Annotated in this window: 21 protein-coding genes and 1 tRNA gene; 12 read left to right on the forward strand and 10 right to left on the reverse strand. The window is 59.4% G+C overall.

Annotated features, from left to right (window positions below; translation table 11 throughout):
- Positions 1–49: 49 nt before the first annotated feature.
- The 4 genes from ACK83U_RS14760 to tesB all read right to left on the reverse strand — a co-directional run bounded on the left by ACK83U_RS14760 (position 50) and on the right by tesB (position 5,840).
- On the reverse strand, positions 50–2,722 hold the full coding sequence (locus ACK83U_RS14760; protein ID WP_112607925.1) for a DNA translocase FtsK: 2,673 nt from the start codon (positions 2,720–2,722) through the stop codon (positions 50–52).
- Between the two features lie 274 nt (positions 2,723–2,996).
- Positions 2,997–4,364 carry an ammonium transporter gene (locus ACK83U_RS14765; protein WP_112399502.1) on the reverse strand — a complete coding sequence of 456 codons (1,368 nt, stop codon included), beginning with the start codon at positions 4,362–4,364 and terminating at the stop codon, positions 2,997–2,999.
- A gap of 27 nt (positions 4,365–4,391) precedes the next feature.
- Positions 4,392–4,730, reverse strand: coding sequence for a P-II family nitrogen regulator (locus tag ACK83U_RS14770; protein ID WP_112607927.1), 339 nt, complete (start codon positions 4,728–4,730; stop codon positions 4,392–4,394).
- A gap of 225 nt (positions 4,731–4,955) precedes the next feature.
- On the reverse strand, positions 4,956–5,840 hold the full coding sequence (tesB, locus tag ACK83U_RS14775) for an acyl-CoA thioesterase II (RefSeq protein WP_112607929.1): 885 nt from the start codon (positions 5,838–5,840) through the stop codon (positions 4,956–4,958).
- Positions 5,841–5,923: 83 nt separating this feature from the next.
- Here tesB and ACK83U_RS14780 point away from each other — a divergent pair, with 83 nt between their 5' ends.
- The gene (locus ACK83U_RS14780; protein WP_412474659.1) at positions 5,924–7,138 is read left to right on the forward strand and encodes a ubiquinone biosynthesis hydroxylase; all 1,215 of its coding nucleotides are present in this window, start codon (positions 5,924–5,926) and stop codon (positions 7,136–7,138) included.
- Between the two features lie 41 nt (positions 7,139–7,179).
- On the opposite strand, the gene ACK83U_RS14785 is transcribed toward ACK83U_RS14780, so the two are convergent.
- Positions 7,180–8,058, reverse strand: a complete 879-nt coding sequence (locus ACK83U_RS14785; protein WP_112607933.1) for a LysR substrate-binding domain-containing protein — start codon at positions 8,056–8,058, stop codon at positions 7,180–7,182.
- A 241-nt stretch (positions 8,059–8,299) separates the two neighbouring features.
- Between ACK83U_RS14785 and ACK83U_RS14790 the strand changes: the two genes are divergently transcribed.
- On the forward strand, positions 8,300–9,550 hold the full coding sequence (locus ACK83U_RS14790; RefSeq protein ID WP_412474660.1) for an MFS transporter: 1,251 nt from the start codon (positions 8,300–8,302) through the stop codon (positions 9,548–9,550).
- Between the two features lie 7 nt (positions 9,551–9,557).
- On the opposite strand, the gene ACK83U_RS14795 is transcribed toward ACK83U_RS14790, so the two are convergent.
- The 4 genes from ACK83U_RS14795 to ACK83U_RS14810 all read right to left on the reverse strand — a co-directional run bounded on the left by ACK83U_RS14795 (position 9,558) and on the right by ACK83U_RS14810 (position 12,286).
- Positions 9,558–9,746, reverse strand: a complete 189-nt coding sequence (locus tag ACK83U_RS14795) for a Trm112 family protein (RefSeq protein ID WP_015341504.1) — start codon at positions 9,744–9,746, stop codon at positions 9,558–9,560.
- A 10-nt stretch (positions 9,747–9,756) separates the two neighbouring features.
- Positions 9,757–10,416 carry an LON peptidase substrate-binding domain-containing protein gene (locus ACK83U_RS14800; protein ID WP_112607937.1) on the reverse strand — a complete coding sequence of 220 codons (660 nt, stop codon included), beginning with the start codon at positions 10,414–10,416 and terminating at the stop codon, positions 9,757–9,759.
- A 227-nt stretch (positions 10,417–10,643) separates the two neighbouring features.
- Entirely contained in the window at positions 10,644–11,618 is a 975-nt protein-coding gene (gene trxA / locus ACK83U_RS14805; protein WP_112607939.1) for a thioredoxin, read from the reverse strand.
- Between the two features lie 158 nt (positions 11,619–11,776).
- Positions 11,777–12,286, reverse strand: coding sequence for a prolyl-tRNA synthetase associated domain-containing protein (locus ACK83U_RS14810; RefSeq protein ID WP_112607941.1), 510 nt, complete (start codon positions 12,284–12,286; stop codon positions 11,777–11,779).
- Positions 12,287–12,530: 244 nt separating this feature from the next.
- On the opposite strand from ACK83U_RS14810, the gene ACK83U_RS14815 reads away from it, so the two are divergent.
- Positions 12,531–12,605 (forward strand) — tRNA-Gly (locus ACK83U_RS14815).
- Between the two features lie 347 nt (positions 12,606–12,952).
- Here ACK83U_RS14815 and ACK83U_RS14820 read toward each other — a convergent pair.
- A complete protein-coding gene (locus ACK83U_RS14820; RefSeq protein WP_162708048.1) occupies positions 12,953–13,243 on the reverse strand; it encodes a hypothetical protein in 291 nt (96 codons plus the stop codon).
- 54 nt (positions 13,244–13,297) lie between these two features.
- On the opposite strand from ACK83U_RS14820, the gene ACK83U_RS14825 reads away from it, so the two are divergent.
- The 9 genes from ACK83U_RS14825 to arcC all read left to right on the forward strand — a co-directional run bounded on the left by ACK83U_RS14825 (position 13,298) and on the right by arcC (position 21,624).
- Positions 13,298–13,882: a type IV toxin-antitoxin system AbiEi family antitoxin domain-containing protein gene (locus tag ACK83U_RS14825; RefSeq protein WP_412474661.1), complete on the forward strand. Its 585-nt coding sequence runs from the start codon at positions 13,298–13,300 to the stop codon at positions 13,880–13,882.
- Positions 13,869–14,660, forward strand: a complete 792-nt coding sequence (locus ACK83U_RS14830) for a nucleotidyl transferase AbiEii/AbiGii toxin family protein (protein ID WP_412474662.1) — start codon at positions 13,869–13,871, stop codon at positions 14,658–14,660. The genes ACK83U_RS14825 and ACK83U_RS14830 overlap by 14 nt, the downstream gene beginning before the upstream one ends.
- Positions 14,644–14,796 carry a hypothetical protein gene (locus ACK83U_RS14835; RefSeq protein WP_412474663.1) on the forward strand — a complete coding sequence of 51 codons (153 nt, stop codon included), beginning with the start codon at positions 14,644–14,646 and terminating at the stop codon, positions 14,794–14,796. Before ACK83U_RS14830 ends, ACK83U_RS14835 begins: the two co-directional genes overlap by 17 nt.
- A 701-nt stretch (positions 14,797–15,497) precedes the next feature.
- The gene (locus tag ACK83U_RS14840) at positions 15,498–16,016 is read left to right on the forward strand and encodes a GNAT family N-acetyltransferase (protein WP_112338843.1); all 519 of its coding nucleotides are present in this window, start codon (positions 15,498–15,500) and stop codon (positions 16,014–16,016) included.
- Between the two features lie 291 nt (positions 16,017–16,307).
- On the forward strand, positions 16,308–16,802 hold the full coding sequence (locus ACK83U_RS14845; RefSeq protein ID WP_112607945.1) for an NUDIX domain-containing protein: 495 nt from the start codon (positions 16,308–16,310) through the stop codon (positions 16,800–16,802).
- Between the two features lie 164 nt (positions 16,803–16,966).
- Positions 16,967–18,433, forward strand: a complete 1,467-nt coding sequence (arcD, locus tag ACK83U_RS14850) for an arginine-ornithine antiporter (RefSeq protein WP_412474664.1) — start codon at positions 16,967–16,969, stop codon at positions 18,431–18,433.
- Between the two features lie 14 nt (positions 18,434–18,447).
- The gene (locus ACK83U_RS14855) at positions 18,448–19,665 is read left to right on the forward strand and encodes an arginine deiminase (RefSeq protein ID WP_112607947.1); all 1,218 of its coding nucleotides are present in this window, start codon (positions 18,448–18,450) and stop codon (positions 19,663–19,665) included.
- 17 nt (positions 19,666–19,682) lie between these two features.
- Positions 19,683–20,684: an ornithine carbamoyltransferase gene (argF, locus tag ACK83U_RS14860; RefSeq protein WP_412474665.1), complete on the forward strand. Its 1,002-nt coding sequence runs from the start codon at positions 19,683–19,685 to the stop codon at positions 20,682–20,684.
- A gap of 1 nt (position 20,685) precedes the next feature.
- Positions 20,686–21,624: a carbamate kinase gene (arcC, locus tag ACK83U_RS14865; RefSeq protein WP_412474666.1), complete on the forward strand. Its 939-nt coding sequence runs from the start codon at positions 20,686–20,688 to the stop codon at positions 21,622–21,624.
- The last annotated feature ends 198 nt before the right edge of the window (positions 21,625–21,822 follow it).

Raw genomic sequence — 21,822 nt, forward strand, 5'->3', positions numbered from 1 at the left:
AATTTCTCTGAACATAGACGGGATATGCCACACAGAAAGGCGCGTTGCCTCAGCGATCCAGAATATCGGCTTCAGTCGGGACGAGAATTTCGCGCTTGCCGGCATGGTTGGCCGGGCCGATCAGGCCCTCCTGCTCCATGCGCTCGATCAGCGACGCCGCACGATTGTAGCCGATGCCGAGACGGCGCTGGATATAAGAGGTCGAGGCCTTGCCGTCACGCAGCACAATCGCAACCGCCTGATCGTAGGGATCCTCCGAATCGGAAAGATTGGAGGTGCCGACCGGACCATGGCCGTCATCGTCCTCTTCATCATCGGCGGTGATTGCATCGAGATATTGCGGCGCGCCCTGCGTCTTCAGATAGGCGACGATATCCTCCACCTCGCCATCGGAGACGAAGGGGCCATGCACGCGCTGGATGCGCCCGCCGCCAGCCATGTAGAGCATGTCGCCCATGCCGAGGAGTTGTTCGGCCCCCTGCTCGCCGAGGATCGTGCGGCTGTCGATCTTCGACGTGACCTGGAAGGAGATGCGGGTCGGGAAATTCGCCTTGATCGTGCCGGTAATGACATCCACGGAAGGACGCTGCGTTGCCATGATGACATGGATGCCAGCCGCACGTGCCATCTGCGCCAGACGCTGCACGGCACCTTCGATATCCTTGCCGGCGACCATCATCAGGTCGGCCATTTCGTCGATGATGACGACGATATAGGGCATGGGCTTCAGGTCGAATTCTTCCGTCTCATAGATCGCCTCGCCGGTCTGGCGGTCGAAGCCGGTCTGCACGGTCCGGCTGATCGCCTCGCCCTTGGCGACGGCCTGCTCGACGCGGCTGTTGAAGCCGTCGATGTTGCGCACGCCGATCTTCGACATCTTCTTGTAGCGCTCTTCCATCTCGCGGACGGTCCATTTGAGCGCAACCACGGCCTTCTTCGGGTCGGTGACGACAGGCGACAAGAGGTGCGGAATGCCGTCATAGACGGAGAGTTCGAGCATCTTCGGATCGATCATGATCAGGCGGCATTGCTCGGGCGTCATGCGGTAGAGCAGCGACAGGATCATGGTATTGATCGCAACAGATTTACCCGAGCCGGTCGTACCTGCCACGAGCAGATGCGGCATCTTGGCGAGGTCGGCAATCACGGGCTCGCCGCCGATCGTCTTACCGAGCGACATCGCAAGCTTTGCCTTGGAGGTCTCGAAATCCCGGCTGGCGATGAGCTCGCGCAGATAGACCGTCTCGCGCGTCGAGTTTGGCAGCTCGATGCCGATCGCATTGCGGCCGGGAACGACAGCGACGCGGGCAGCGATCGCGCTCATCGAACGGGCGATATCATCAGCAAGGCCGATGACGCGGGACGACTTGATGCCTGGCGCTGGCTCCAGCTCATAGAGCGTGACGACCGGACCGGGGCGGACGTGGATGATCTCGCCTTTGACGCCGAAATCCTCCAGCACGCCTTCGAGCATGCGCGCATTCTGCTCCAGCGCATCTGCAGAGAGCGTTGCATCGCGGGCGACGGCCTTCGGCTCGGCAAGCAGATGGACTGCGGGAAGCTGGAAACCATAGGGACGAATGAAGGAAGTCTGCGCCTCCCGCTCAGCCCGCGCTCCAGGCTTCGGGCGCGGAGCGGCTGGGGTGACGCGATGGCCGGCGGCAGCTCCCTTCGATGCAGCCGGGGCTAACGGCCAATCTTCATCCTCATCGTCAGGCAGAATATCGGCAGGACGCCGCGGATCGCGATCATAAAGGGAATCCTCGTCCTCATCCTCGTCATCGCCGAGGCTGATCGAGGGCGCGGAAACGACGCGCCGGGCGGCGGGGCCATCCATGGACGGCTCGAGACGGTCACCGCGCACCATCGGCGCCTTGGCACGCACGGGCTCGTTCAGCGTGCCGAATTCGTCATCATTGAAATCGTAAGGCGCGTCGAAGGCATGGTCGCGGCGCTTGCGCGGACCCATGCCGAACAGCCGGCGCAAGCGGGCCTGCGTGTTGTACCAGGCATGCATGACGGCGCCGAAGGCCATGAAATTGCCAAGGAAGCTGCCGCGGTCGTCATCCTCGTCCACGTCGCCCACCCGACGGGCGCGGCTGCGGGTTTCCTCGTAATCGTCCTCATCCTCCTCGTCTTCCACGAGATTTTCGCCGATGGCGCCGGAGGCAAAGAGCATGAGCCAAATGGCCGGGACGGCGAGAACCGAACCGATGATGATGGCGACGACACCGCTCGGATAGGTGCCGATGAAAAGGGCCGGGAGGCGTAGCAGAAGATCACCGACGACACCGCCGATGCCGTTAGGGATCGGCCAGGTCGGCGGAGCGGGAAAGCAGGCGATCGAGCCGGCTGCGACGATGCAGCCGCCGAACCAGGCGCCGAGGCGCGAGGGTACCCGATGAAGCTTGCGGTTGGTGATCAGCGCAAAGGCCCAGGCGACGACGGGCAGCATCGCCAAAAGCGAGGTGAGGCCGAGCGACTGCATCATGACGTCGGCAAAGGCGGCGCCGGGAAAGCCGAGCAGGTTGGTCGGCGCATTGGCAGTTGCGTAGGAATAGCTGGGGTCCATGACGTTCCAGGTCGCCAGCGCCGCAACGGCGAGCGCCAGCAGGAACAATATTCCAAAGCCCGAAAGCCCCTTGATCTGACGCCAAACCACGCTCGAAAGCGATAAACGGTCGGGGCGACCGCTCAACGCCGCCGAATTGCTTCTGCCCATGATATCAAGCCCCGTTCCAGTCCAAAGCGCAAGCGAATCGGTCTATGCCCACTCGCCGGCAGGTTAGCCATACCTAATCAGAGGAGGGTTAATGGCATGTTAACCATGCATGCCGAGCCGGGAGATTACAGGGCTTTCGCCACTGGATGTAATCGCACCAAAGAAAAGGGCCCGAACCGAGGTCCGGGCCAAGAGCGGCCTATTTACGATGAAACAGGACGCGACGGGATGTTCAGCGAGACCGGAAACTTTGCTCCGGTCTCGCAAGCTCCGATCAGGAATTGTGGTAGGCGGCTTCGCCGTGCGAGGCGAGGTCGAGACCTTCGCGCTCGGCTTCCGGAGCGACGCGCAGACCGATGATGACATCGACGACCTTGTAGAGGATCGCCGAGCCGATGCCGCACCACAGGATGGTCGTGACGACGGCGGTCAGCTGGACGACGACCTGGCTGCTCATCGTGACGCCTTCGGCATAGCCGACGCCGCCGAGCGAGGCGCTGGCGAAGATGCCGGTTGCGATGGCGCCGAAGATGCCGCCGATGCAGTGCACGCCGAAGACGTCAGCCGTGTCGTCATAGCCGAACTTGTTCTTCACGACCGAGACGAAGAAGTAGCAGAGCGGCGAGACGATAAGGCCCATGACGATCGCGCCCATCGGACCGGCGATGCCGGCTGCAGGCGTGATGGCGACGAGGCCGGCAACCATGCCCGAAGCGCCGCCGAGCATGGAGGCCTTGCCGCGGGTGAAGGTTTCGACCAGCGACCAGGAGATGATGGCGGCTGCGGTTGCGATGAAGGTGTTGACGGTTGCGAGCATTGCGCCGCCGGATGCTTCAAGGTTCGAGCCGGCATTGAAGCCGAACCAGCCGACCCAGAGCATGGATGCGCCGACCATGGTCAGCGTCATGGAATGCGGAGCCATCATGTCCTTGCCAAAGCCGACGCGCTTGCCGACGAGAATGGCGCCGACGATGCCCGCGATACCGGCATTGATGTGAACGACGGTGCCGCCTGCGAAGTCGAGCGCGCCCATCTTGAAGAGCATGCCGTTGGAATCCCAGACCATGTGAGCGATCGGGAAGTAGACGAAGGTCGCCCACAGCGCGCAGAAGAGCACGGCCGCGCCGAACTTGATGCGCTCGGCGAAGGCACCGATGATCAGGGCCGGCGTGATGGCGGCAAAGGTCATCTGGAACAGCATGAAGATGAACTCAGGAATGACGACGCCCTTGGAGAAGGTTGCAGCCGTCGTCGAGGTCGAAACGCCCGACAGGAACATCTTGGCCGTGCCGCCCCAATAGGGGCTGGTGCCGCCGCCGAAGGCGAAGGAGTAGCCGTAGAGAACCCAGATGATCATCACGACGGCGCCGATCATCGTGCACTGCATCAGGACCGAGAGCATGTTTTTGGCGCGGACAAGACCGCCATAGAACAACGCAAGGCCCGGAACGAGCATGAAGAGCACGAGAATGGTGGAGATGAACATGAAGGCGGTGTCGCCCTTGTCCGGAACCGGAGCGGCGGCGGTCGCAGCCGCAGCAGCCGGGGCGGCCTCCTGCGCAAAGGCGATCGCCGGCGCAAGCAAGGCCGCAGAAAGCGCGCCCACCCGTGTCAGGGCAGAGGAAAGCTTGGAAAATGACATGCAAATAACTCCCTGGTCCGCCGTGTCTTACAGCGCTTCTGAATCGGTTTCGCCCGTACGGATGCGCACGGCATGGTCAATGGAATAGACAAAGATCTTGCCGTCGCCGATCTGGCCGGTCTTGGCGGCCGACGCGATGGCCTCGACGGCCTTGTCGACGGTTTCGGATGCGACTGCGACTTCGATCTTCAGCTTCGGCAGGAAGCTCACGGCATATTCGGTGCCGCGATAGATCTCGGTATGCCCCTTCTGGCGCCCGTAGCCCTTCACTTCGGTCACAGTCAGGCCTTGGATGCCGACAGTCGTGAGGGCCTCACGGACCTCATCGAGCTTGAACGGCTTGATAATGGCCATCACAATTTTCATCTGGTTTCCCATCCTTTGTTAGCCTCGGCGCGGAGCCGACTCTCCTTGCCGCCGACGAGTGTTTCTGCAGCGACTGGCCATACACATTCAAAGGGCGTGCCAGATTCGTGACACATTTATAACGTATTGAAATAAAACAGATTTATTGCGCAGAACCAATAAAGCGGCATTTCTCGCCAAAAGAGCAGCACAAATAAAGTGCAATTTTATAAAATTGCACTTTATTTAATCATTTGCCTTTTTACGAATCAGGCCTTCCTGCGCTACCGACGCAATCAGGATACCGGATCGCGTAAACAGGCTGCCGCGCGTAAATCCGCGGGCGCCGGAGGCGCTCGGGCTCTCCTGGCTGTAGAGCAGCCAGTCATCGAGCTTGAACGGTCGATGGAACCACATGGCGTGGTCGAGGCTCGCCACCTGGACGGTCGGGTCCAAGACCGATGTGCCATGCGCGTTCAGGGAAACATCGAGCAGCGTCATGTCGGAGAGATAGGCGAGCACCGCATTCTGGTAGAGCCGGTCATCCGGCACCGGTCCCGTCACCCGAACCCAGATATTCTGCCGCTGGCTCGGCTGTGCGCGGGAGAAATAGCTCTCGATCGACACCGGCCTGATTTCGATCGCCCGCTTGCGCTCCCAGTAGCGGCGGACGTTCTCCGGCGCGTGGGCGAGATAGCGCTGTTTCACCTGCTCCTCGTCCATCAGCTCCTCCGGCATCGGCACATCAGGCATATCGCTCTGATGTTCGAAGCCGGGCTCGTCGACCTGGAAAGATGCGGTCAGCGCAAAAATCGCCTTGCCATGCTGGATGGCCAGCACGCGCCGCGTATTGAAGCTCGAGCCATCGCGCAGGCGATCGACCTGATAAAGGATCGGCACCGAAGGATCGCCCGGCAGCATGAAATAGGCATGCAGCGAATGCGCGAAGCGATCGCCATCCAGAGTTCTCTGCGCCGCCATCAGCGCCTGGCCGATGACCTGCCCGCCGAAGACGCGCTGCCAGCCGACCTGCGGGCTCTTGCCGCGAAATAGGTTCATCTCGATCGTTTCGAGATCGAGCGTCGCCAACACGGTTTCCATCGGGGTGAGCTTCTCGGTCTCTCGCGACATTTTGCTTGAACTCCCATGGTAGGAACCGTCAACAGGATGCTCTATATAGAGCAGGACGCGATAGTAAGACACAGGGAAGCACTATGTTGGACATGCTGGTAGTGGGTGGCGGATATGTGGGTCTTGCCGCAGCAGTCGCAGTCAAGCAGGCCGCACCTCACCTCGACGTGATGATCGTGGAAGCCGCTCCCGAAACCGCTTGGAAGAAGGATATGCGGGCATCGGCGATCATCGCCGCCGCCTCGAAGATGCTCGATGTTCTCGGTGTCTGGAACGAAATCGCGCCTGAGGCCGAGCCGATCACCCGCATGATCGTCACCGATTCGCGCACCGGCGATCCCGTCCGCCCGGTCTTCCTCACCTTCGACGGCGAAGTCGCCGAGGGTCAGCCCTTCGCCCATATGGTTTCGAATATGACCATGGTCGGGGCGCTTCGCGGCGCCTGTGAGCGCTTGGGCATCCCGATCAAGCATGGCCTCAGCGCGACGGATTTCGTCACCGACGACAACAAGACCACGCTCACCCTCTCGGATGGCAGCACGCTCGAAACGCGGCTTCTGGTCGCCTGCGACGGCGTGCGCTCCAAGCTGCGCGACATGGCCGGTATCAAGACCGTCAATTGGGATTACGGCCAGTCCGGCATTGTCGTCACCGTCGAGCATGAGCGCCCGCATGGCGGCTGCGCCGAGGAGCATTTCCTGCCCTCCGGCCCCTTCGCCATCCTGCCCTTGAAAAACAACCGCTCCTCGCTTGTCTGGACGGAGCGCACCCGCGACGCAGAACGGCTGGTCGCCTCGGACGATCTCCTCTTCGAGGAGGAGCTGGAACGCCGCTTCGGCCACAAGCTCGGCGCACTCACCACCGTCGGCGAGCGCCGCGCCTTCCCGCTCGGCCTGACGCTTGCCCGCGCTTTCGTCGCGCCCCGATTTGCGTTGGCCGGCGATGCCGCGCACGGCATTCACCCGATTTCCGGCCAGGGCCTCAATCTCGGCTTCAAGGATGTGGCGGCCCTTGCGGAAACCATCGTCGAGGCCGACCGCCTCGGCCTCGATATCGGCTCGTTCAACACTCTCGAGCGCTACCAGACCTGGCGCCGCTTCGACACCTTCCGCATGGGCGTGACGACCGACGTGCTGAACCGGCTCTTCTCCAACGACAACACGCCGCTGCGCATCGCTCGCGACTTCGGACTGGGAATCGTCGACCGCCTGCCAAGCCTCAAATCCTTCTTCATCGGCCAAGCGGCCGGCACCACGGCGAAGCACAATCCGCGGCTACTGGCGGGCGAGGCGATTTAAAGGATCGGGATCGAATCGCCAATCTCTAAAGCGGAAACTCTCTATTCGAGGTTTTGCATCTCGATATCCATCCAGTTGCAGAATTGCCGGACCGCTCTCGATTCCGAACGGCGCTGATAGCGATACGTGCCGGTTTCGACCGGTTCATAGCCCGGCAGGTTTACCAGCGCACCCGATTTCATTTCCCGGCCCGTGAGAATGGTCGGTGCGAGTAGCACCCCAAGACCGGCGACGCAGGCATGAAGCGCGGCATCGTCCGTGTCGAAGGCATGACCGAAGGAAAGGTCTGCCGGCGAAAGATGGAACGCCTCGCACCAGAGCTGCCAATCCCAGTTGCCCACACAGCATTGCAAAGCCGGCAGGCGCGGAACGGCAATCTCCTGACGATTGGCGTCTTTTGCCTGCAAGCCCGGAGAAACGACCGGACGGCGCAGATCGCGCGCAAGGAATTCCCATCCTTCGGCCGCCTCCCCTATCCTGAAATGACGGATACTGACATCTGAATGCGGCACGATTGAAAAACTCCGCGCAGAACTCGTTTCTACCCGAACGCGCACCTGCGGGCAGAGGGCGCGAAAGCGATCCAGCGACGGGATGAGCCAGCGCAGCGCAAGCGATGTCGTTGCGTGGACGCTGATTTCGTTTTCATCGCGATAAAGAGCCTCGGCCGAACGCTCGATGAGCCCGATCGCCGGCCCCACCTCCTGATAAAACCGCTGCCCCACTTCGGTGAGGGAGACTGTGTTGTTTCCCCGACGGAAGAAGCTCACCCCAAGCTCGTCTTCAAGCTTTTTGAGCTGGTGGCTTATCGCACCGGAAGTTACGCCAAGCTCATTGCCAGCGGCCGTCAGACTTCCCGTGCGTGCCACGATCGCAAACACCCTGATGGCATTGAGCGAGATGCGGTGCCGATCCTGCATGAATTTTCCTCAAACTCCCCTCAAATTCCTCGTTTGAGGATAATGCAAAAGTCGAGCACAAACAGAGATGAAATCACACCGGAAATTCACGCTTTAAACCCCATCCAATCTCACAACGGACTCGGAACCACAGCAAGTGCAGCCACTCAGCCAGCATTAATTTCTTTTCGCCATCGCTGACGGAAATGCCGACGTTCCTCGTTCCATAAGAAGTAAAGCTAGTCGCGTCCAAAGGTCCTTGATGCCCCCTCTTTTCCATCGTTGCCGCGGCTTCATGGCGCTTTCCGCACCGATTACTGGCATGCGGCTCTGCTCGCCTACAGTTCGTGCCGTTGTCGCCCTCTCGCTGACCCAGCTCATCGGCTGGGGCGCGACCTTCTATCTGCCGGCAGTGACCGGTCCTGCCATGGCTGGTGAGCTTGGCATGGCTCTGCCCATGGTCATGGCGGGACCAACGATCATGCTTATCGTGATGGCCGCGATATCCTGGCCGCTGGGCAGCATGATCGAGCGCCACGGCACGCGTCCCATCATGACCTTGGGGTCCGCTCTGGGCGCAGCCGGATTGCTGACCCTGGGGCTTGCCCACGGTCCGGTCTTCTATATCCTTTCATGGGTGGCCCTCGGCCTTGCCGGCACCTGCATGTTGACCACACCGGCACAGATTGCAGTCAGCGAAATGGCCGGAGAGAGAGCACGTCGTGCGCTCGGCGTTTTGATTCTGGCCGGCGGGCTGACATCGACGATCGTCTGGCCGCTGACCGGCCTTCTGCAGGATCAATGTGGCTGGCGCGCAACAACGCTTCTCTTTGCCGCGCTGATGCTGTTTGTCTGCGCGCCGCTGCACTGGATCACGCTTGCCCGTCAACCCAGGGAGAAATCGGCTGCCAAGGCCGCGCCGGAGCCTGCTCTCATCCATGGGCCGAGTTTCACCTTGCTGGCCGCAAGCTTTGCCGCCAACGGCTTCGTTACCTGGGGATTTGCCCTGACGATCATCATCCTCTTCGAGGCTGCCGGTCTCGATCATGCCGGTGCGCTGGCGGCGGCAGCCTTCATCGGCATTGCGCGATGGGCAGGCCGCTTGGTCGATTTTCTCGGCGGTGGGCGCTGGGCGGGCTTTGCCATCGGCCTCGCGGGCTCTGCTCTATTTCCCTTGAGCTTCGCGGTTCTTCTGCTGAGCAACAGCTTCACGGGCGCCATGCTTTTCGCCACGCTTTATGGCATTGCCAGCGGCATCACCGCCGTTACCCGCGCCACGCTGCCGCTGCAGATTTTTCCCACTGGTACTTACGCCCGTGCGTCGGCACGACTGGCGGTGCCCCTCAATCTCTCCTATGCAGCGGCGCCGCCATTATTCACCACCGTGGTAACCTATGCCGGCCCGCAGGCTGCTCTGTGGTTGGCCCTGGTGATCTCGAGCATTGCATATTGCACGCTTCTGGGCCTTTTGCTGGTGCACCGCCGGGTGAACGATACATCTCGACCGAGCTGAACCAACCTCAATCCTCGATACGTCTCGCTTCCGAAATCAGCATGATCGGAATGCCGTCGCGGATCGGATAGGCAAGGCGCCCCTTTTCCGAGATCAGCTCGTTCTTTTCCCGATCGTAGCTCAGCGACCCCTTGGTCAGCGGGCAGACGAGGAGATCGAGCAGTTTCGGGTCGACTTTGCTGACCGTAACATCCATCGGTAAGCTCCTACTGCATCAGCGAATCAGTGTCGCCGGAGCCGGCCAGCACGATCTTGACGATGGCGATGAAGGTTTCGGCACGGCTTTTGAGATCCGGGGCTTCGAGAAGTGCCTGCTTTTCAGCCGGATCGAAAGGCGCCATCATCGAGAGCGAATTGACCAGCATCATATTGTCGGCCCGCTCGACGCTTTCCCAATCCGCCTCCAGCTTGTTGGCTTCAAGATAGGCCCGGAAGGCCGAAAGCAGTGCGGCGCGGTCGACCGTATCCTCTTCATGGTGCGACTTGAGATCGGAGATGAAAGGCGTGATGCGGAAGGTGCGATAGGGCTGGTGCGTGGTGATTTCATCCATCAGCCGGAAACGGCATATGCCGGTCAGCGCGGCAATATAGCGTCCGTCGCCGGTTTCGGCGATGGAGGTGATGCGTCCCAGGCAGCCGACATGCGAGAGGTTCGGCGAGTCGGCCGGCTCGGAAAGCGCAGGCTGCACGATGCCGATGAGCCTGTTGCCGGCGATCGCCGCATCGAACATGGCAAGATAGCGCGGCTCGAAGACATTAAGCGGCAATTGCGCCCCGGGCAGCAGCAACGCACCGGACAAGGGAAAGACAGCAACCGATTCGGGCAGATCGCTTGGCTTCAAATATCTGGCATTGCCGACTTGCATCTCTTCCATCCCGCTAGAACACCGCGCCGCCGGCCACGGTGGGCCGCACAGGAACGACACACATCGCGGTCGCTTCCCGTCCCGCGACACGTCGTCAGACAATGTGAGCCCGTCTGCCGAAAACACAAGAGTATTTTAGCCGAGGTGCCGATACGCCGCGTTCATCTAAACAAACGATCGCGCGAAATGTTTCGCACGATCGCCATCTACAATAGGAAAACAGGCTCTTACGAAAACAGAATGGAGGAAAGCTTGCGCCGCGCCGCGATCGTGGCCGGGTCCTTGGCGCCCCACACCTCGAAGAATTCCAGGAGCTGGCGGCGTGCGCCGTCGTCGTCGTAGCTGCGATCCTTGCGCATGACGGTCAGAAGATGCTCGGCCGCCTCCTCGTGCTTGCCCTCGACATTGCGGATCTTGGCGAGCTTGATGCGCTGTTCGTGATTGTCGGGATTGAGGGCAAGCTCATGCTCGATCGCCACGGGATCGCCAAGCTTGCGGGCCTCGTCGATCTGGTCGAGCTTCTTGACCACGGCCTGGATGCCGGCATCGTTGGCGAGCGTCTCCGGCAGATCGGCAAGCGCTTCGCGGGCACGCTGGCTCTGGCCGGCTGCGATCATGCATTCCGCCATGCCGGCGAGCGCCTTGGCATTTTCGGGATCCGCCTGCAGCACCGCACCGAAGAGCTCGGCGGCACCATTGACATCACCGGCGGCAAGCAGGCCGCTCGCCTCTTCCAGAACAGCGGCTATTTCCGCCGCCTGATCGTCCGCACCGCCCGCTGGGCCGCCGAGACGATCGATGAACTGGCGAACCTGGCTCTCGGGAACAGCACCCATGAAACCATCGGCCGGACGGCCGTCGACGAAAGCGATGACGGCCGGGATCGACTGGATGCCCAGCTGGCCGGCGATCGAGGGATGATCGTCGATGTTCATCTTGACCAGCTTGACGCGCCCCTGGGCTTCAGTGACCACCTTTTCGAGAACCGGCGTCAGCTGCTTGCACGGGCCGCACCAGGGCGCCCAGAAATCAACCAGCACCGGTTGCCGGCGTGATTCTTCGATAACATCCTTGGCGAAGTTGGCAGTCGTCGTGTCCTTGATCGGCGAAGCGCCACCGGCTGCCGGCGCGCCGCCGTAGGATGCCGAGGCCGACATCTGCCCGCCGAAGGAAGCGTTGTAGGGATTGTTCGAACCGCTCATGAGTGTCTCCCGCCTGCCGGCATCCTTGATCTTATGGAGAGCATGATTTCCAAACGAACCGATAAAGTTCGTCTGGCAGCACGCCGAATGGAATGGTCAAAGCACACGGACAGCTCGAAGAGAAGCCGCCTGCCATATCTTAGCGCTAAAATCGTACGTTAGCTCGTCACTTTCAAGACTAGCGGCGTATGACCCGTCGCCTCCATGAAGCGCAGGAGATCGCCGCTGGCAATCGACGTCGTCGCATCGTTCGACAGAGGATGGCAGTTGATGATGTCATGCGCCATCAAATCGGCATCGAGGACGAAGGTAACGTTGTTGGCGACGTCGTTGATCGCACCGAAGGCCGTAACCGAGCCCGGAATGACGCCGAGATATTCCATCAGCTTTTCCGGCTTGCCGAAGGACACCTTGCTCGCCGCACCGATCTGGGTGTGAACGGTCTTCAGATCGACGGTCGCATTCTCCTCGACGGTCAACAGGAAGAAATTGTCCTTCTTGTCCTTCACGAACAGGTTCTTCGTATGGCCGCCCGGAATCTCGTCGCGCAGCGACACCGATTCGGCGACGGTGAAGACTGGAGCATGGTCCTTGGTCGTATGGCTAATGCCGAGCTCGTCCAGGAATCGGAAAAGATCGTCGCGGGTTTTTGGAGTGGTCTCAGTCATGACGTCTCGCAATGAAAAATGGTTCGCCCCTGATACGTCGCTCACAATTTCATTGCAATCTTCGAGACGGCAAAGCCCGGCGTTTCCGGGCTTTCCGAGAGCTTATGGAAAGAAGATGCATTTTTTCTTCGCGAACTCGTCATTTCCCTGTTGCATTTGAAAAATGGTTAGGCCATATAGCGCCCGTCGCCGCAAGACGACGCCCAGCGGTCCAACACACTACCCCGGATCGCGACGGGAATGAGCGGGTGTAGCTCAGGGGTAGAGCACAACCTTGCCAAGGTTGGGGTCGAGGGTTCGAATCCCTTCGCCCGCTCCAGTTCTCTCAAGAAAATCAGACGATTAATGGTTTTGCTGAGAGAACTGATATTTGCGTTTTCCATTGAGATACCACCGAGATACCACCAATCGCCTTAGTTCGTCGAGAATTGGTGCGACGGACACAGGAATGGCTGGCGATCAGTTGAGCTCTGTCCGGACTAGCTTGGGCTTGACCTTATCTGTCATGTGAGGCTTTTCCACCGATATCAGCCCTTCCGACAAGCGCGTCTTTCTGCAACCCAATCTTTATCGGGAAAGTGCTCCTGGCACCAATAGTTGTTTTGGTCCTTGACCGGCTCATTGCCAAGCATGCCCCAACCATCCCAGCCCTTATTCCGCATGTGCCTAGCATTCGATGCGCTTCGCAAGAGCAACCAGACGGAAGACAGCACGCTTGGGATTGGACTCAAGCCAAATCGCTGAAACTTGATTGAAGCTGGTAGGCCCAGCGATCGGTCGCCACACCGTGCGATCAACGCGCAAAATCTTTGCAAGGCTCTCGCTGACCAGAGTGACGCCCTTGCCGAGTTGAACCTCCATGAAAATAGTGGATTGGCTGACAGCACAATGCCGAACGACCGGCGCCTCCGTCGATGTCGTGATATGCGCCAGAAGATTTGGGTCGAACTGCGCCATATTTTCTCCAGTCGGAATCAGGAGTTGTTCGCCGGCCAGATCTGCTCTCTCTGCATGGATTTTCCCATTATCTCGAACGGGGAGGATCGCCACATTCACCTCTATGGCCCACATCTCGCTCCGGCATGGCTAAACAAGCTGCCCTTGACGGTGGCGTTCCACTACCACAACAGCGAAACGCTCTTCGCAAATGATCCAATTCATTTCGGCTTGACAAGCCGTACGTGGAATATCCGAGACGGCGGCGCCATCGAAATCGACCCTCAATATGCGCCGTCGCTCAGCGTGATGCCTTGGGGACAATGGGAGTGGCCGCTGACGCTGTCTACGCCGGAGCGCGCGGTCCTCGAAATGCTCGACGGCTTGCCACATGAGGCAAGCTTCGAGCAGGCCGACAAATTCTTCGAGAGCCTGATCACCCTCAGGCCACGCCGTCTGCAAACGCTGCTTGCTGACTGCAAGAGTATCAAGGTCAAGCGGCTGTTCTTCTTTGCCGATCGTCATCAGCATCCCTGGCGAAAGCATCTGGACAAGGATGTCATCGACCTTGGTCGCGGCAAACGCTCGCTCGTACCCGGCAGCCGTCTCGATCCAACCTATCTCATAACCGTGCCGGAGGAGTTCCATGGCAATCGATGAGCGCTATCGGAAACAGGTGGCACTGCTCGTGCAAACCATTCCAGCCGTGGCAGTAGAGGACTGCTTTGCGCTCAAGGGCGGTACCGCCATCAATCTCTTCGTCCGCAATATGCCGCGCCTGTCGGTCGATATCGACCTCACCTATCTACCGGTAGCGTCGCGAGGCGAATCGCTGGCGGCGATCGAGGCAGCACTTCTGCGCATCAAGGATCGCATTTCGCGGACCATCGACAGTGTTCATATCGCCGAGAGCCGCCACTCCGACGGCACGCTTGCCCGATTGATCGTCCAGCGCGGTCGGACCCAGGTGAAAATCGAGGTGACGCCCGTTCTGCGCGGTTGCGTGTTCGCACCAGTGGAGCGGCCCGTATCCGAACAGCTCGAAGAGAATTTTGGTTTTGCGAAAATGCGGCTCGTCTCTTTCGCCGACCTCTATGCCGGAAAGATCATGGCAGCACTTGATCGTCAGCATCCCCGCGACCTGTTCGACGTGCGGGATCTTCTGACTCACGAAGGCATAAGCGATGACCTCAGGAAAGCGTCCATCGTCTATCTCATCAGCCACGACAGTCCGATCGCCGCCGTCCTTGGGCGAGGGCAGAAGGACATTGCAGAGGAATTCCGTCGCAACTTCCAGGGGATGACAGCGGAGACGCTGACGTTGGAAGAGCTACTGGAAGCCCCGTCGGGCGTTGGTGGACAGGATCGTTGGCGAGATGCCAACCGCACACCGAGAATTTCTTGTCAGCTTCAAGGTCGGAATGCCAGATTGGGATAAGCTCGGTGTGCCGGGTGCGCCGGAACTGCCCGCCGTAAAATGGAAGCAACTCAATCTCGACAAACTAGGATCGGATGCCCGCAAGACAGCAACGACAGAACTGGCGAAGCTGCTTGGTGTCAAGCTTCCCGCGTAGCAGGCAGGTCCAAGCACACGGGGCTACCCGATGTTCTCCTTCTGTCACAGCTTGTCTGTCTCCAGTGGCACCGGCGATGGCCTCCACGCTGATCGCCGCGCTCTCTACAGTTCGGGTCCGGCTGCGCTCGGTCCGGCAGCGCACAGCGGCGTAGAGGTCGGACAGTCACAGGTAACGCTCGTCCGCAGGCCGCAAGAACTATTCCGAGGACACGCGGCCGATCCGCTGGCCACATTGATATCTACTTTGTAGCCCTGCCGACCACGATCGATATCCAGAATTTCCACCTGAGTCATGGGTCGTCTCTCCATGACGGGCGCCGGAAAACTCTCTCCCAACTCTGAACCCGTCATGAAAATCTGAGCCGATCTCTCACTCTCTATGACGCCGACGCCACGACGATGATTTCGGAGGTGCAATTCCTGGACCGACGTTCCACGCAATAGGGAATGTTATTTTGTGCAATACTCCCACAGCGCCCGAATGGTCCGATCCGCGAAATGCAGCGCATCGTCTGCTTCTGCGTCGAATCGACCAACACAGAATTTCCAAGGATTGTAGAGACGCGCAACGATCCTGATCGGCAGGCCGTTTTGCGCTGGATCAAAGTCGATATGTGCAGATCTGCTAGGCTCAACGCGTGACCGCTCGTGTCCAGACATCGATTGACCGTTGTTCCGCGGGTCTGAAGGAGAAGCATGATGGAAATCGAAGATACCAAGGGTGACCTAACCACGCGTAGCGGCTTTCACTTTCACGTTCGCGCCGCCGAGCCAAAAGATGAGGCAATTGTCGCTGATTTTTTCACCCACGTGACACCAGACGACGTCAGATTTCGTTTCCTATCCGGGATGAAATCCGTTTCCCATGAAAGGCTCGTTGAAATGACAAGCGTTGGTGATCCCAGGCGCGTCAATTTCCTTGCCTTTTCATCGGATCAGATTTTACTAGCCGTGGCGATGCTAGCAGTCGGCAAGGACACTCAGCGCGGAGAGGTCGCGCTGACCATTCGTGAAGACTACAAGCATCAGGGTATAAGTTGGGAAATGCTGGCCCACATCTGCCGCTATGCAGAACGGCATAATTTCAAAAGCATCGAATCCATAGAAAGCCGCGAAAACCATGCTGCAATCGAGCTGGAGCGCGACATGGCCTTCCACGCCTATGACGATAAGGACGATCCTACGATCGTCGTGCTACGGCGCGATTTTGGTCGGTGACTGTCGGTATTCATCATCTATACATGGTTGATCGCCGTCATCGGATATTCGAGACCGAATGCCGCTCGGACCGTTGCGGGTTTGCTCCTTTGCTTTGATCCCGACCAGGGGTGACAATGCGATCGTCCGTCGTTTAACGGTTGCTTCCGAAGCGATGAGCTGAGGGCATGTCGCTGGTTGGGCGGTTTAAGTGCCGTTTTGCCTTGAATCCAACCGCATCCGTCGTTTTATGGCCAAAATCTTGGGGTCGAGGCAAAGACATACGGGTTCCATTGATAGGAACGATCAGACATGAAGAAAAGCGCCGGGATCCTAATGTATAAAAAGGCGCGACGCAGCATTTTGGTGCTGCTTGTCCACCCGGGAGGCCCCTTCTGGCGTAAACGTGATGACGGCGCATGGTCTATTCCCAAGGGCGAATACGGCGATGATGAGGCACCTGAATCGGCCGCTCGACGGGAATTCGCTGAGGAAACAGGCTGTGCAACTGATGGCGCACTGCAGCCTCTTGGCGAATTGCGCCAGAAGAGCGGAAAGGTCGTCACCGCCTTTGCCCTTGAGGGAGTATTTGATACATCCCGCTTGCGCAGCAATCTGTTTGAAATTGAGTGGCCGCCACGAAGCGGGCATTTTCAGTCCTTCCCGGAGATCGATCGCGCCGAATGGTTCTCTCTTTCCAAGGCAGGCCAAAAGATCGTCGGTAGTCAGCGCCCCTTCCTGAAAAGTCTGGAGAGACTACTGTGCGCAGGCTCGCAATATGACACCGAACAGACGGACGGCGGGTGATGCCGCATTGTAGCTGCGGCAAACTCCAGGATCGTCAACCAACATTCTGGGTGCGGTGTGCAAGTCTACAAAAATGACAACCGCCTTGACCAGGATCAAGGTTTGTCACCGCCGCCCGGTGTCCAGTGTCTCCCATAGACGTCCTTAATCCTTGGGAGAAAACCATGACTTCGATCGGCATGAAGCTTGTCGCCTCGACCGAGCCGGTGGCGGTTAGCAGAAAATTGCGCCTGGGTTCGCTAACGGCATTGGTCATCGGCTCGATGATCGGATCCGGCGTCTTCAGCCTGCCGCAGAACATGGCGGCCGGCGCCGGTCCGTTGGCCATCGCAATTGGCTGGGGGATCACGGCGATCGGCATGCTGGCGCTGGTCTTTGTGTATCAATCCCTGGCCACCCGCAAACCAAACCTGAATGTAGGCCCCTATGCCTATGCGAAAGCTGGATTTGGTCCATTTATCGGCTTTAATAGTGCGTGGGGCTATTGGCTGAGTGCATGGATCGGTAATGTTTCCTATGCAGTTATCGTCTTCAGCGCACTATCCTATTTCTTCCCGTCCTTCGGCGATGGCAACACCTGGCAGGCGGTGCTCGGCGCATCGATCCTGCTGTGGTTGATCCACGCGCTTGTCCTCGCGGGCATCCGCCAAGCAGCGGTCGCGAACCTTATCGTCACCATCGCAAAGATCGCGCCGATTGTATTGTTCGTCGGAGTCGGCGTCGTCGCCTTCAAGCTTAATGTCTTCTCGCTCGACTTTACCGGTCTGGGCAACGCAAGCCTCGGCTCGATCACCACGCAGGTCAAGAGCACCATGCTGGTCACCCTCTGGGTATTCATCGGCATAGAAGGGGCCAGCGTGTTCTCCGCCCGGGCCGAGCGGCGGAAAGACATTGCCACGGCAACGGTCCTGGGGTTTTTCACCTGTCTCGCGTTCTACGCGCTCGTATCCCTGCTTTCGCTTGGTATTTTGAGCCAACCCGAGCTTGCCGCACTGAAGAATCCATCGATGGCCGGGGTGCTTGAGGCAGTCGTCGGCCCCTGGGGTGCGGCTCTCATCAACATCGCACTTGTCATCTCGGTGATCGGTGCCTTTCTAAGCTGGACGCTCCTCGCAGCTGAGATTCCATTTGCGGCGGCCAAGGACGGAACCATGCCGAAATTCCTCGCGTTGGAAAGTGACCGTGGCGTCCCGTGGGCTTCGCTGCTGATCACCAATCTTCTTGTCCAGGCGTTCCTCGGCGTTACGCTCTTTGCTCACAGCACCTATCAGGCGTTGTTTTCCATCGCATCAACCGCGATCCTCGTGCCCTACATCCTCTCCGGCGCCTATGCTGCAAAGCTGGCCATATCAGGCGAAAGCTATGCACCGGGTGAACAACGAACGGCCCCAATGCTCATCGGGATTCTGGCAACGTTTTACGGGCTGTGGCTCGTCTATGCCGCCGGCCCGGCCTACCTGTTCATGTGTGCAATCCTCTATGCGCCGGGCATTCTCTTCTATGTTCTTGCCTGCCGAGAGTCGGGTCAAAAGCCCTTCCGTCTCCTCGAAGCCGTGCTTGCCGCCGCGCTTGTCGCGGTAGCCCTCCTTGCCGCCTACGAAATGTGGGCCGGCATCGTCAGCCCGTTTTGACAGGGAGCAGCGCCATGAATGTTCTCGGCGTTCATTCGGAAGTCGGTCGTCTCGGCGAAGTCATGGTTCACCGCCCTGACCTGAGCCTTCGGCGCCTGACACCCGACAATTGCAAGGCTTTGCTTTTCGACGACGTGCTTTGGGTCAAGCGCGCACGCCAGGAGCACGACATCTTCGTCGATGCTTTGCGCGAACGCGGCGTGATCGTGCAGTCGTTGGGCGAATTGCTGACGGAAACTATGGCTTTGCCCAGCGCGCGCCGCTGGCTGCTCGATCGCCGGGTCGAATCTGCGGTTGTCGGACGTGACATGGTCGACGAACTACGCGGCTGGCTCAATGAGATGCCAGCCGATCAGCTGGCAACCTACCTTGTCGGCGGCATTGCGCGTGCCGAATTGCCATTTGAACCGCTTGGGCTCACTGGACGGACACTGGCGCCGCAGGATTTCGTGCTACCGCCACTGCCGAACCAACTCTTTACCCGTGACAGTTCCTGCTGGATCTATGGTGGCGTCTCGGTCAATGCCATGTATTGGCAGGCGCGACGGCCAGAGGCTGCAAATGTCGAAGCGATTTATCGTTTTCATCCACGGTTCGACGCAGCCGACTTCACATTCATCTCGCCTGAGAGCCCGGTCACCGGAACCAGTCTTGAAGGTGGCGACGTGATGCCGATTGGCGATGGTGTCGTCCTGGTCGGCATGGGTGAGCGCACCACTCCGCAGGCGGTCGGCGCGCTTGCTCGAAGTCTCTTTGCAAGCGGTATTGCAAAACACGTCATTGCGGCCCTTATGCCGCGCGATCGCAGCTTCATGCATCTCGATACCGTCTTCACCTTCTGCGACCGGGATCTGGTGACGATGTATCCTCCGGTCGTCGATCGGTTGCGGAGCTTTTCGCTGCGGCCGGGCGATGCCGAAGGTTTGATAGATACCCGGGAGGAGACATCACCATTTGCCGACGTGGTTGCGCAAGCGCTGGGATTGAAGAGCTTGCGTGTCGTTGCGACCGGCGGTGACCACTACGAAGCGGAACGCGAGCAGTGGGATGACGGCAACAATGTCATCGCTGTCGAGCCCGGCGTTGTCATCGCCTACGACCGCAACGTCTATACCAATACGCTGCTGCGCCGCGCAGGTGTCGAGGTGATCACCATCGAAGGGGCAGAACTCAGCCGTGGCCGCGGTGGCGGACATTGCATGACGTGCCCACTAGCTCGCGCCTCCCTTTAGTTGCAAAGGAACTTGTCATGCCCATCAATCTTCATGGTCGCAGCGTTCTGTCGCTCGATGATCTGGAAGCGGAGGAAATCCGTTATCTGTTGCGACTTGCGGCCGATCTCAAGGCCGCAAAACTGGGCGGTTACGAAGTGCCGCGCCTGACGCGAAAGAATATCGCCCTCATCTTCGAAAAGGATTCGACACGCACCCGAACCGGGTTCGAGGTCGCCGCCTATGACCAGGGTGCACACGTCACCTACATGGGTCCCACCGGCAGCCATATCGGCCACAAGGAATCGATGAAGGATACTGCGCGCGTTCTCGGCCGCATTTATGACGCCATCGAATATCGCGGGTTCGCGCAAAGTGCAGTCGAGACGCTGAAAACCTATTCCGGCGTGCCCGTCTATAATGGGCTGACTGACGTTTCTCATCCGACGCAAATTCTCGCCGATCTCATGACCATGCGGGAATTCACCCACAAGCATCTGTCGGACATGGTCGTGGCCTTCCTTGGCGACGGGCGCGACAATGTGGCGATGTCGCTGGCGCTCGGCGCCGCCAAGGTCGGGATCGATTTTCGCCTCATCTCGCCGACAGCCCTGTGGCCGGACCAAGCGTTTGTCGATCATGCGAAATCGGAAGCATGGAAGAGCGGCGGCAAGTTCGCTTTGATGGAACATGTCGGCTCGGGGGTGCTGGGGGCCGATTTTGTCTACACGGACGTCTGGCTTTCGATGGGCGAGAGCGAATCGGCTTGGGCGGAGCGCATCGGGCTTCTTTCCCCCTTCCGGGTTACCGCCCAGGTGATCGAGGCGACAGAAAATCCCTATGCGAAGTTCATGCATTGTCTTCCAGCATTTCACGACACCGAGACGGAAGTCGGCGCCCGCATCGCTAAGGAATATGGCATTGATTGCATGGAGGTGACGGACGAGGTTTTCGAGTCTCATGCCTCAATTGTCTTCGATCAGGCCGAAAATCGCATGCATACGATCAAGGCCTTACTCGTCGCGACGATTGGAGGCTGACATGCTGATCGTCGCTGCGCTCGGCGGGAACGCACTTCTACGCCGGGGCGAGCCGATGACGGCTGAACACCAGCGGGCCAATATCCGGGTCGCTGCTGCCGCCTTGGCTGATCTCCTTCATGCCGGTCACTCTTTGGTCATCACTCATGGCAACGGTCCCCAGGTCGGGCTCCTTGCTCTGCAGGCAGAAGCCTCCAACGGCAATGGTTTTCCCTTGGATATTCTGGGCGCCGAAACAGAGGGGATGATCGGCTACATGATCGAACAGGAGCTCGGAAATCTCCTGGAGAACAATCCAATTGCAACCTTGCTGACCATGGCACGGGTGGAGGCGGCCGATCCCGCCTTTTCACATCCGACCAAGTTCATCGGGCCGGTTTACGATGCAGTGACCGCGCGACGGCTCGCCAGGGAGCGCGGTTGGAGAATTGCGCCCGACGGCGAAAGCTGGCGGCGCGTCGTCGCCTCGCCAAAACCCTTGGCAATCGTCGAGGCAAAAACCATCGCCTTGCTGGTCGATCACGGCGTCACCGTCATTTGCACCGGCGGCGGAGGCATCCCCGTGATTGAGCAGGCTGATGGCAGACTTACCGGGATAGAAGCCGTGATCGACAAGGATGCCGCCAGTGCGCTGCTGGCGAGGCAGCTGAATGCCGACATGTTGCTGCTTCTGACAGATGTCGATGCGGTCTATCTGGACTACGGGACATCAAAGGCTCAAAGCTTGGGTCGAATTGCTCCGGAGAGGTTATCTGACGTGAGGTTCCCACCAGGCTCGATGGCGCCGAAGGTCGCCGCCGCGATCCAGTTCGCAAAAGAAATGGATAGACCGGCCGGCATCGGCAGGTTGGAGGATGCGGGCGCCATCGCCCGCGGCGAGAAAGGAACCTTGCTCGACCCACGTCTGTCGGCAAAAGCTTGCAATAGGCAGCAGGCGTAAGCCGATTCATTCCGGCTGCGAGATTTCGATCTTCCGCGTGGCAGCGATCAATATCGCGTGCGTCGACGCTCCGATTTCAAAAAACTCCCTGTTTCCGCAGAGATGTTTGGACGCCTCCTCTATATGGTGATCAACGTCTCCATTCGGGCATACAGATGCCGTCGAGGGGACGTCCATCGGAGGCCGATCGTGAATAAA

This window comes from Rhizobium sp. WW22 (assembly GCF_047041135.1).
GTDB lineage: Bacteria > Pseudomonadota > Alphaproteobacteria > Rhizobiales > Rhizobiaceae > Rhizobium.

Excerpts from the sequence above, each read along its gene's own strand:
- ACK83U_RS14790 (WP_412474660.1), top strand. The coding sequence starts at position 8,300 with ATGCCCCCTCTTTTCCATCGTTGCCGCGGCTTCATGGCGCTTTCCGCA.
- ACK83U_RS14830 (WP_412474662.1), top strand. The coding sequence starts at position 13,869 with ATGGCAATCGATGAGCGCTATCGGAAACAGGTGGCACTGCTCGTGCAA.
- ACK83U_RS14820 (WP_162708048.1), bottom strand. The coding sequence starts at position 13,243 with ATGGCGCAGTTCGACCCAAATCTTCTGGCGCATATCACGACATCGACG.
- ACK83U_RS14760 (WP_112607925.1), bottom strand. The coding sequence starts at position 2,722 with ATGGGCAGAAGCAATTCGGCGGCGTTGAGCGGTCGCCCCGACCGTTTA.
- tesB (WP_112607929.1), bottom strand. The coding sequence starts at position 5,840 with ATGTCGCGAGAGACCGAGAAGCTCACCCCGATGGAAACCGTGTTGGCG.
- ACK83U_RS14845 (WP_112607945.1), top strand. The coding sequence starts at position 16,308 with ATGAAGAAAAGCGCCGGGATCCTAATGTATAAAAAGGCGCGACGCAGC.
- argF (WP_412474665.1), top strand. The coding sequence starts at position 19,683 with ATGCCCATCAATCTTCATGGTCGCAGCGTTCTGTCGCTCGATGATCTG.
- ACK83U_RS14855 (WP_112607947.1), top strand. The coding sequence starts at position 18,448 with ATGAATGTTCTCGGCGTTCATTCGGAAGTCGGTCGTCTCGGCGAAGTC.
- ACK83U_RS14825 (WP_412474661.1), top strand. The coding sequence starts at position 13,298 with ATGGATTTTCCCATTATCTCGAACGGGGAGGATCGCCACATTCACCTC.
- arcC (WP_412474666.1), top strand. The coding sequence starts at position 20,686 with ATGCTGATCGTCGCTGCGCTCGGCGGGAACGCACTTCTACGCCGGGGC.
- ACK83U_RS14765 (WP_112399502.1), bottom strand. The coding sequence starts at position 4,364 with ATGTCATTTTCCAAGCTTTCCTCTGCCCTGACACGGGTGGGCGCGCTT.
- ACK83U_RS14840 (WP_112338843.1), top strand. The coding sequence starts at position 15,498 with ATGGAAATCGAAGATACCAAGGGTGACCTAACCACGCGTAGCGGCTTT.
- ACK83U_RS14795 (WP_015341504.1), bottom strand. The coding sequence starts at position 9,746 with ATGGATGTTACGGTCAGCAAAGTCGACCCGAAACTGCTCGATCTCCTC.
- ACK83U_RS14810 (WP_112607941.1), bottom strand. The coding sequence starts at position 12,286 with ATGACTGAGACCACTCCAAAAACCCGCGACGATCTTTTCCGATTCCTG.
- ACK83U_RS14780 (WP_412474659.1), top strand. The coding sequence starts at position 5,924 with ATGTTGGACATGCTGGTAGTGGGTGGCGGATATGTGGGTCTTGCCGCA.
- ACK83U_RS14770 (WP_112607927.1), bottom strand. The coding sequence starts at position 4,730 with ATGAAAATTGTGATGGCCATTATCAAGCCGTTCAAGCTCGATGAGGTC.
- ACK83U_RS14800 (WP_112607937.1), bottom strand. The coding sequence starts at position 10,416 with ATGCAAGTCGGCAATGCCAGATATTTGAAGCCAAGCGATCTGCCCGAA.
- ACK83U_RS14785 (WP_112607933.1), bottom strand. The coding sequence starts at position 8,058 with ATGCAGGATCGGCACCGCATCTCGCTCAATGCCATCAGGGTGTTTGCG.
- ACK83U_RS14835 (WP_412474663.1), top strand. The coding sequence starts at position 14,644 with ATGCCAGATTGGGATAAGCTCGGTGTGCCGGGTGCGCCGGAACTGCCC.
- arcD (WP_412474664.1), top strand. The coding sequence starts at position 16,967 with ATGACTTCGATCGGCATGAAGCTTGTCGCCTCGACCGAGCCGGTGGCG.
- trxA (WP_112607939.1), bottom strand. The coding sequence starts at position 11,618 with ATGAGCGGTTCGAACAATCCCTACAACGCTTCCTTCGGCGGGCAGATG.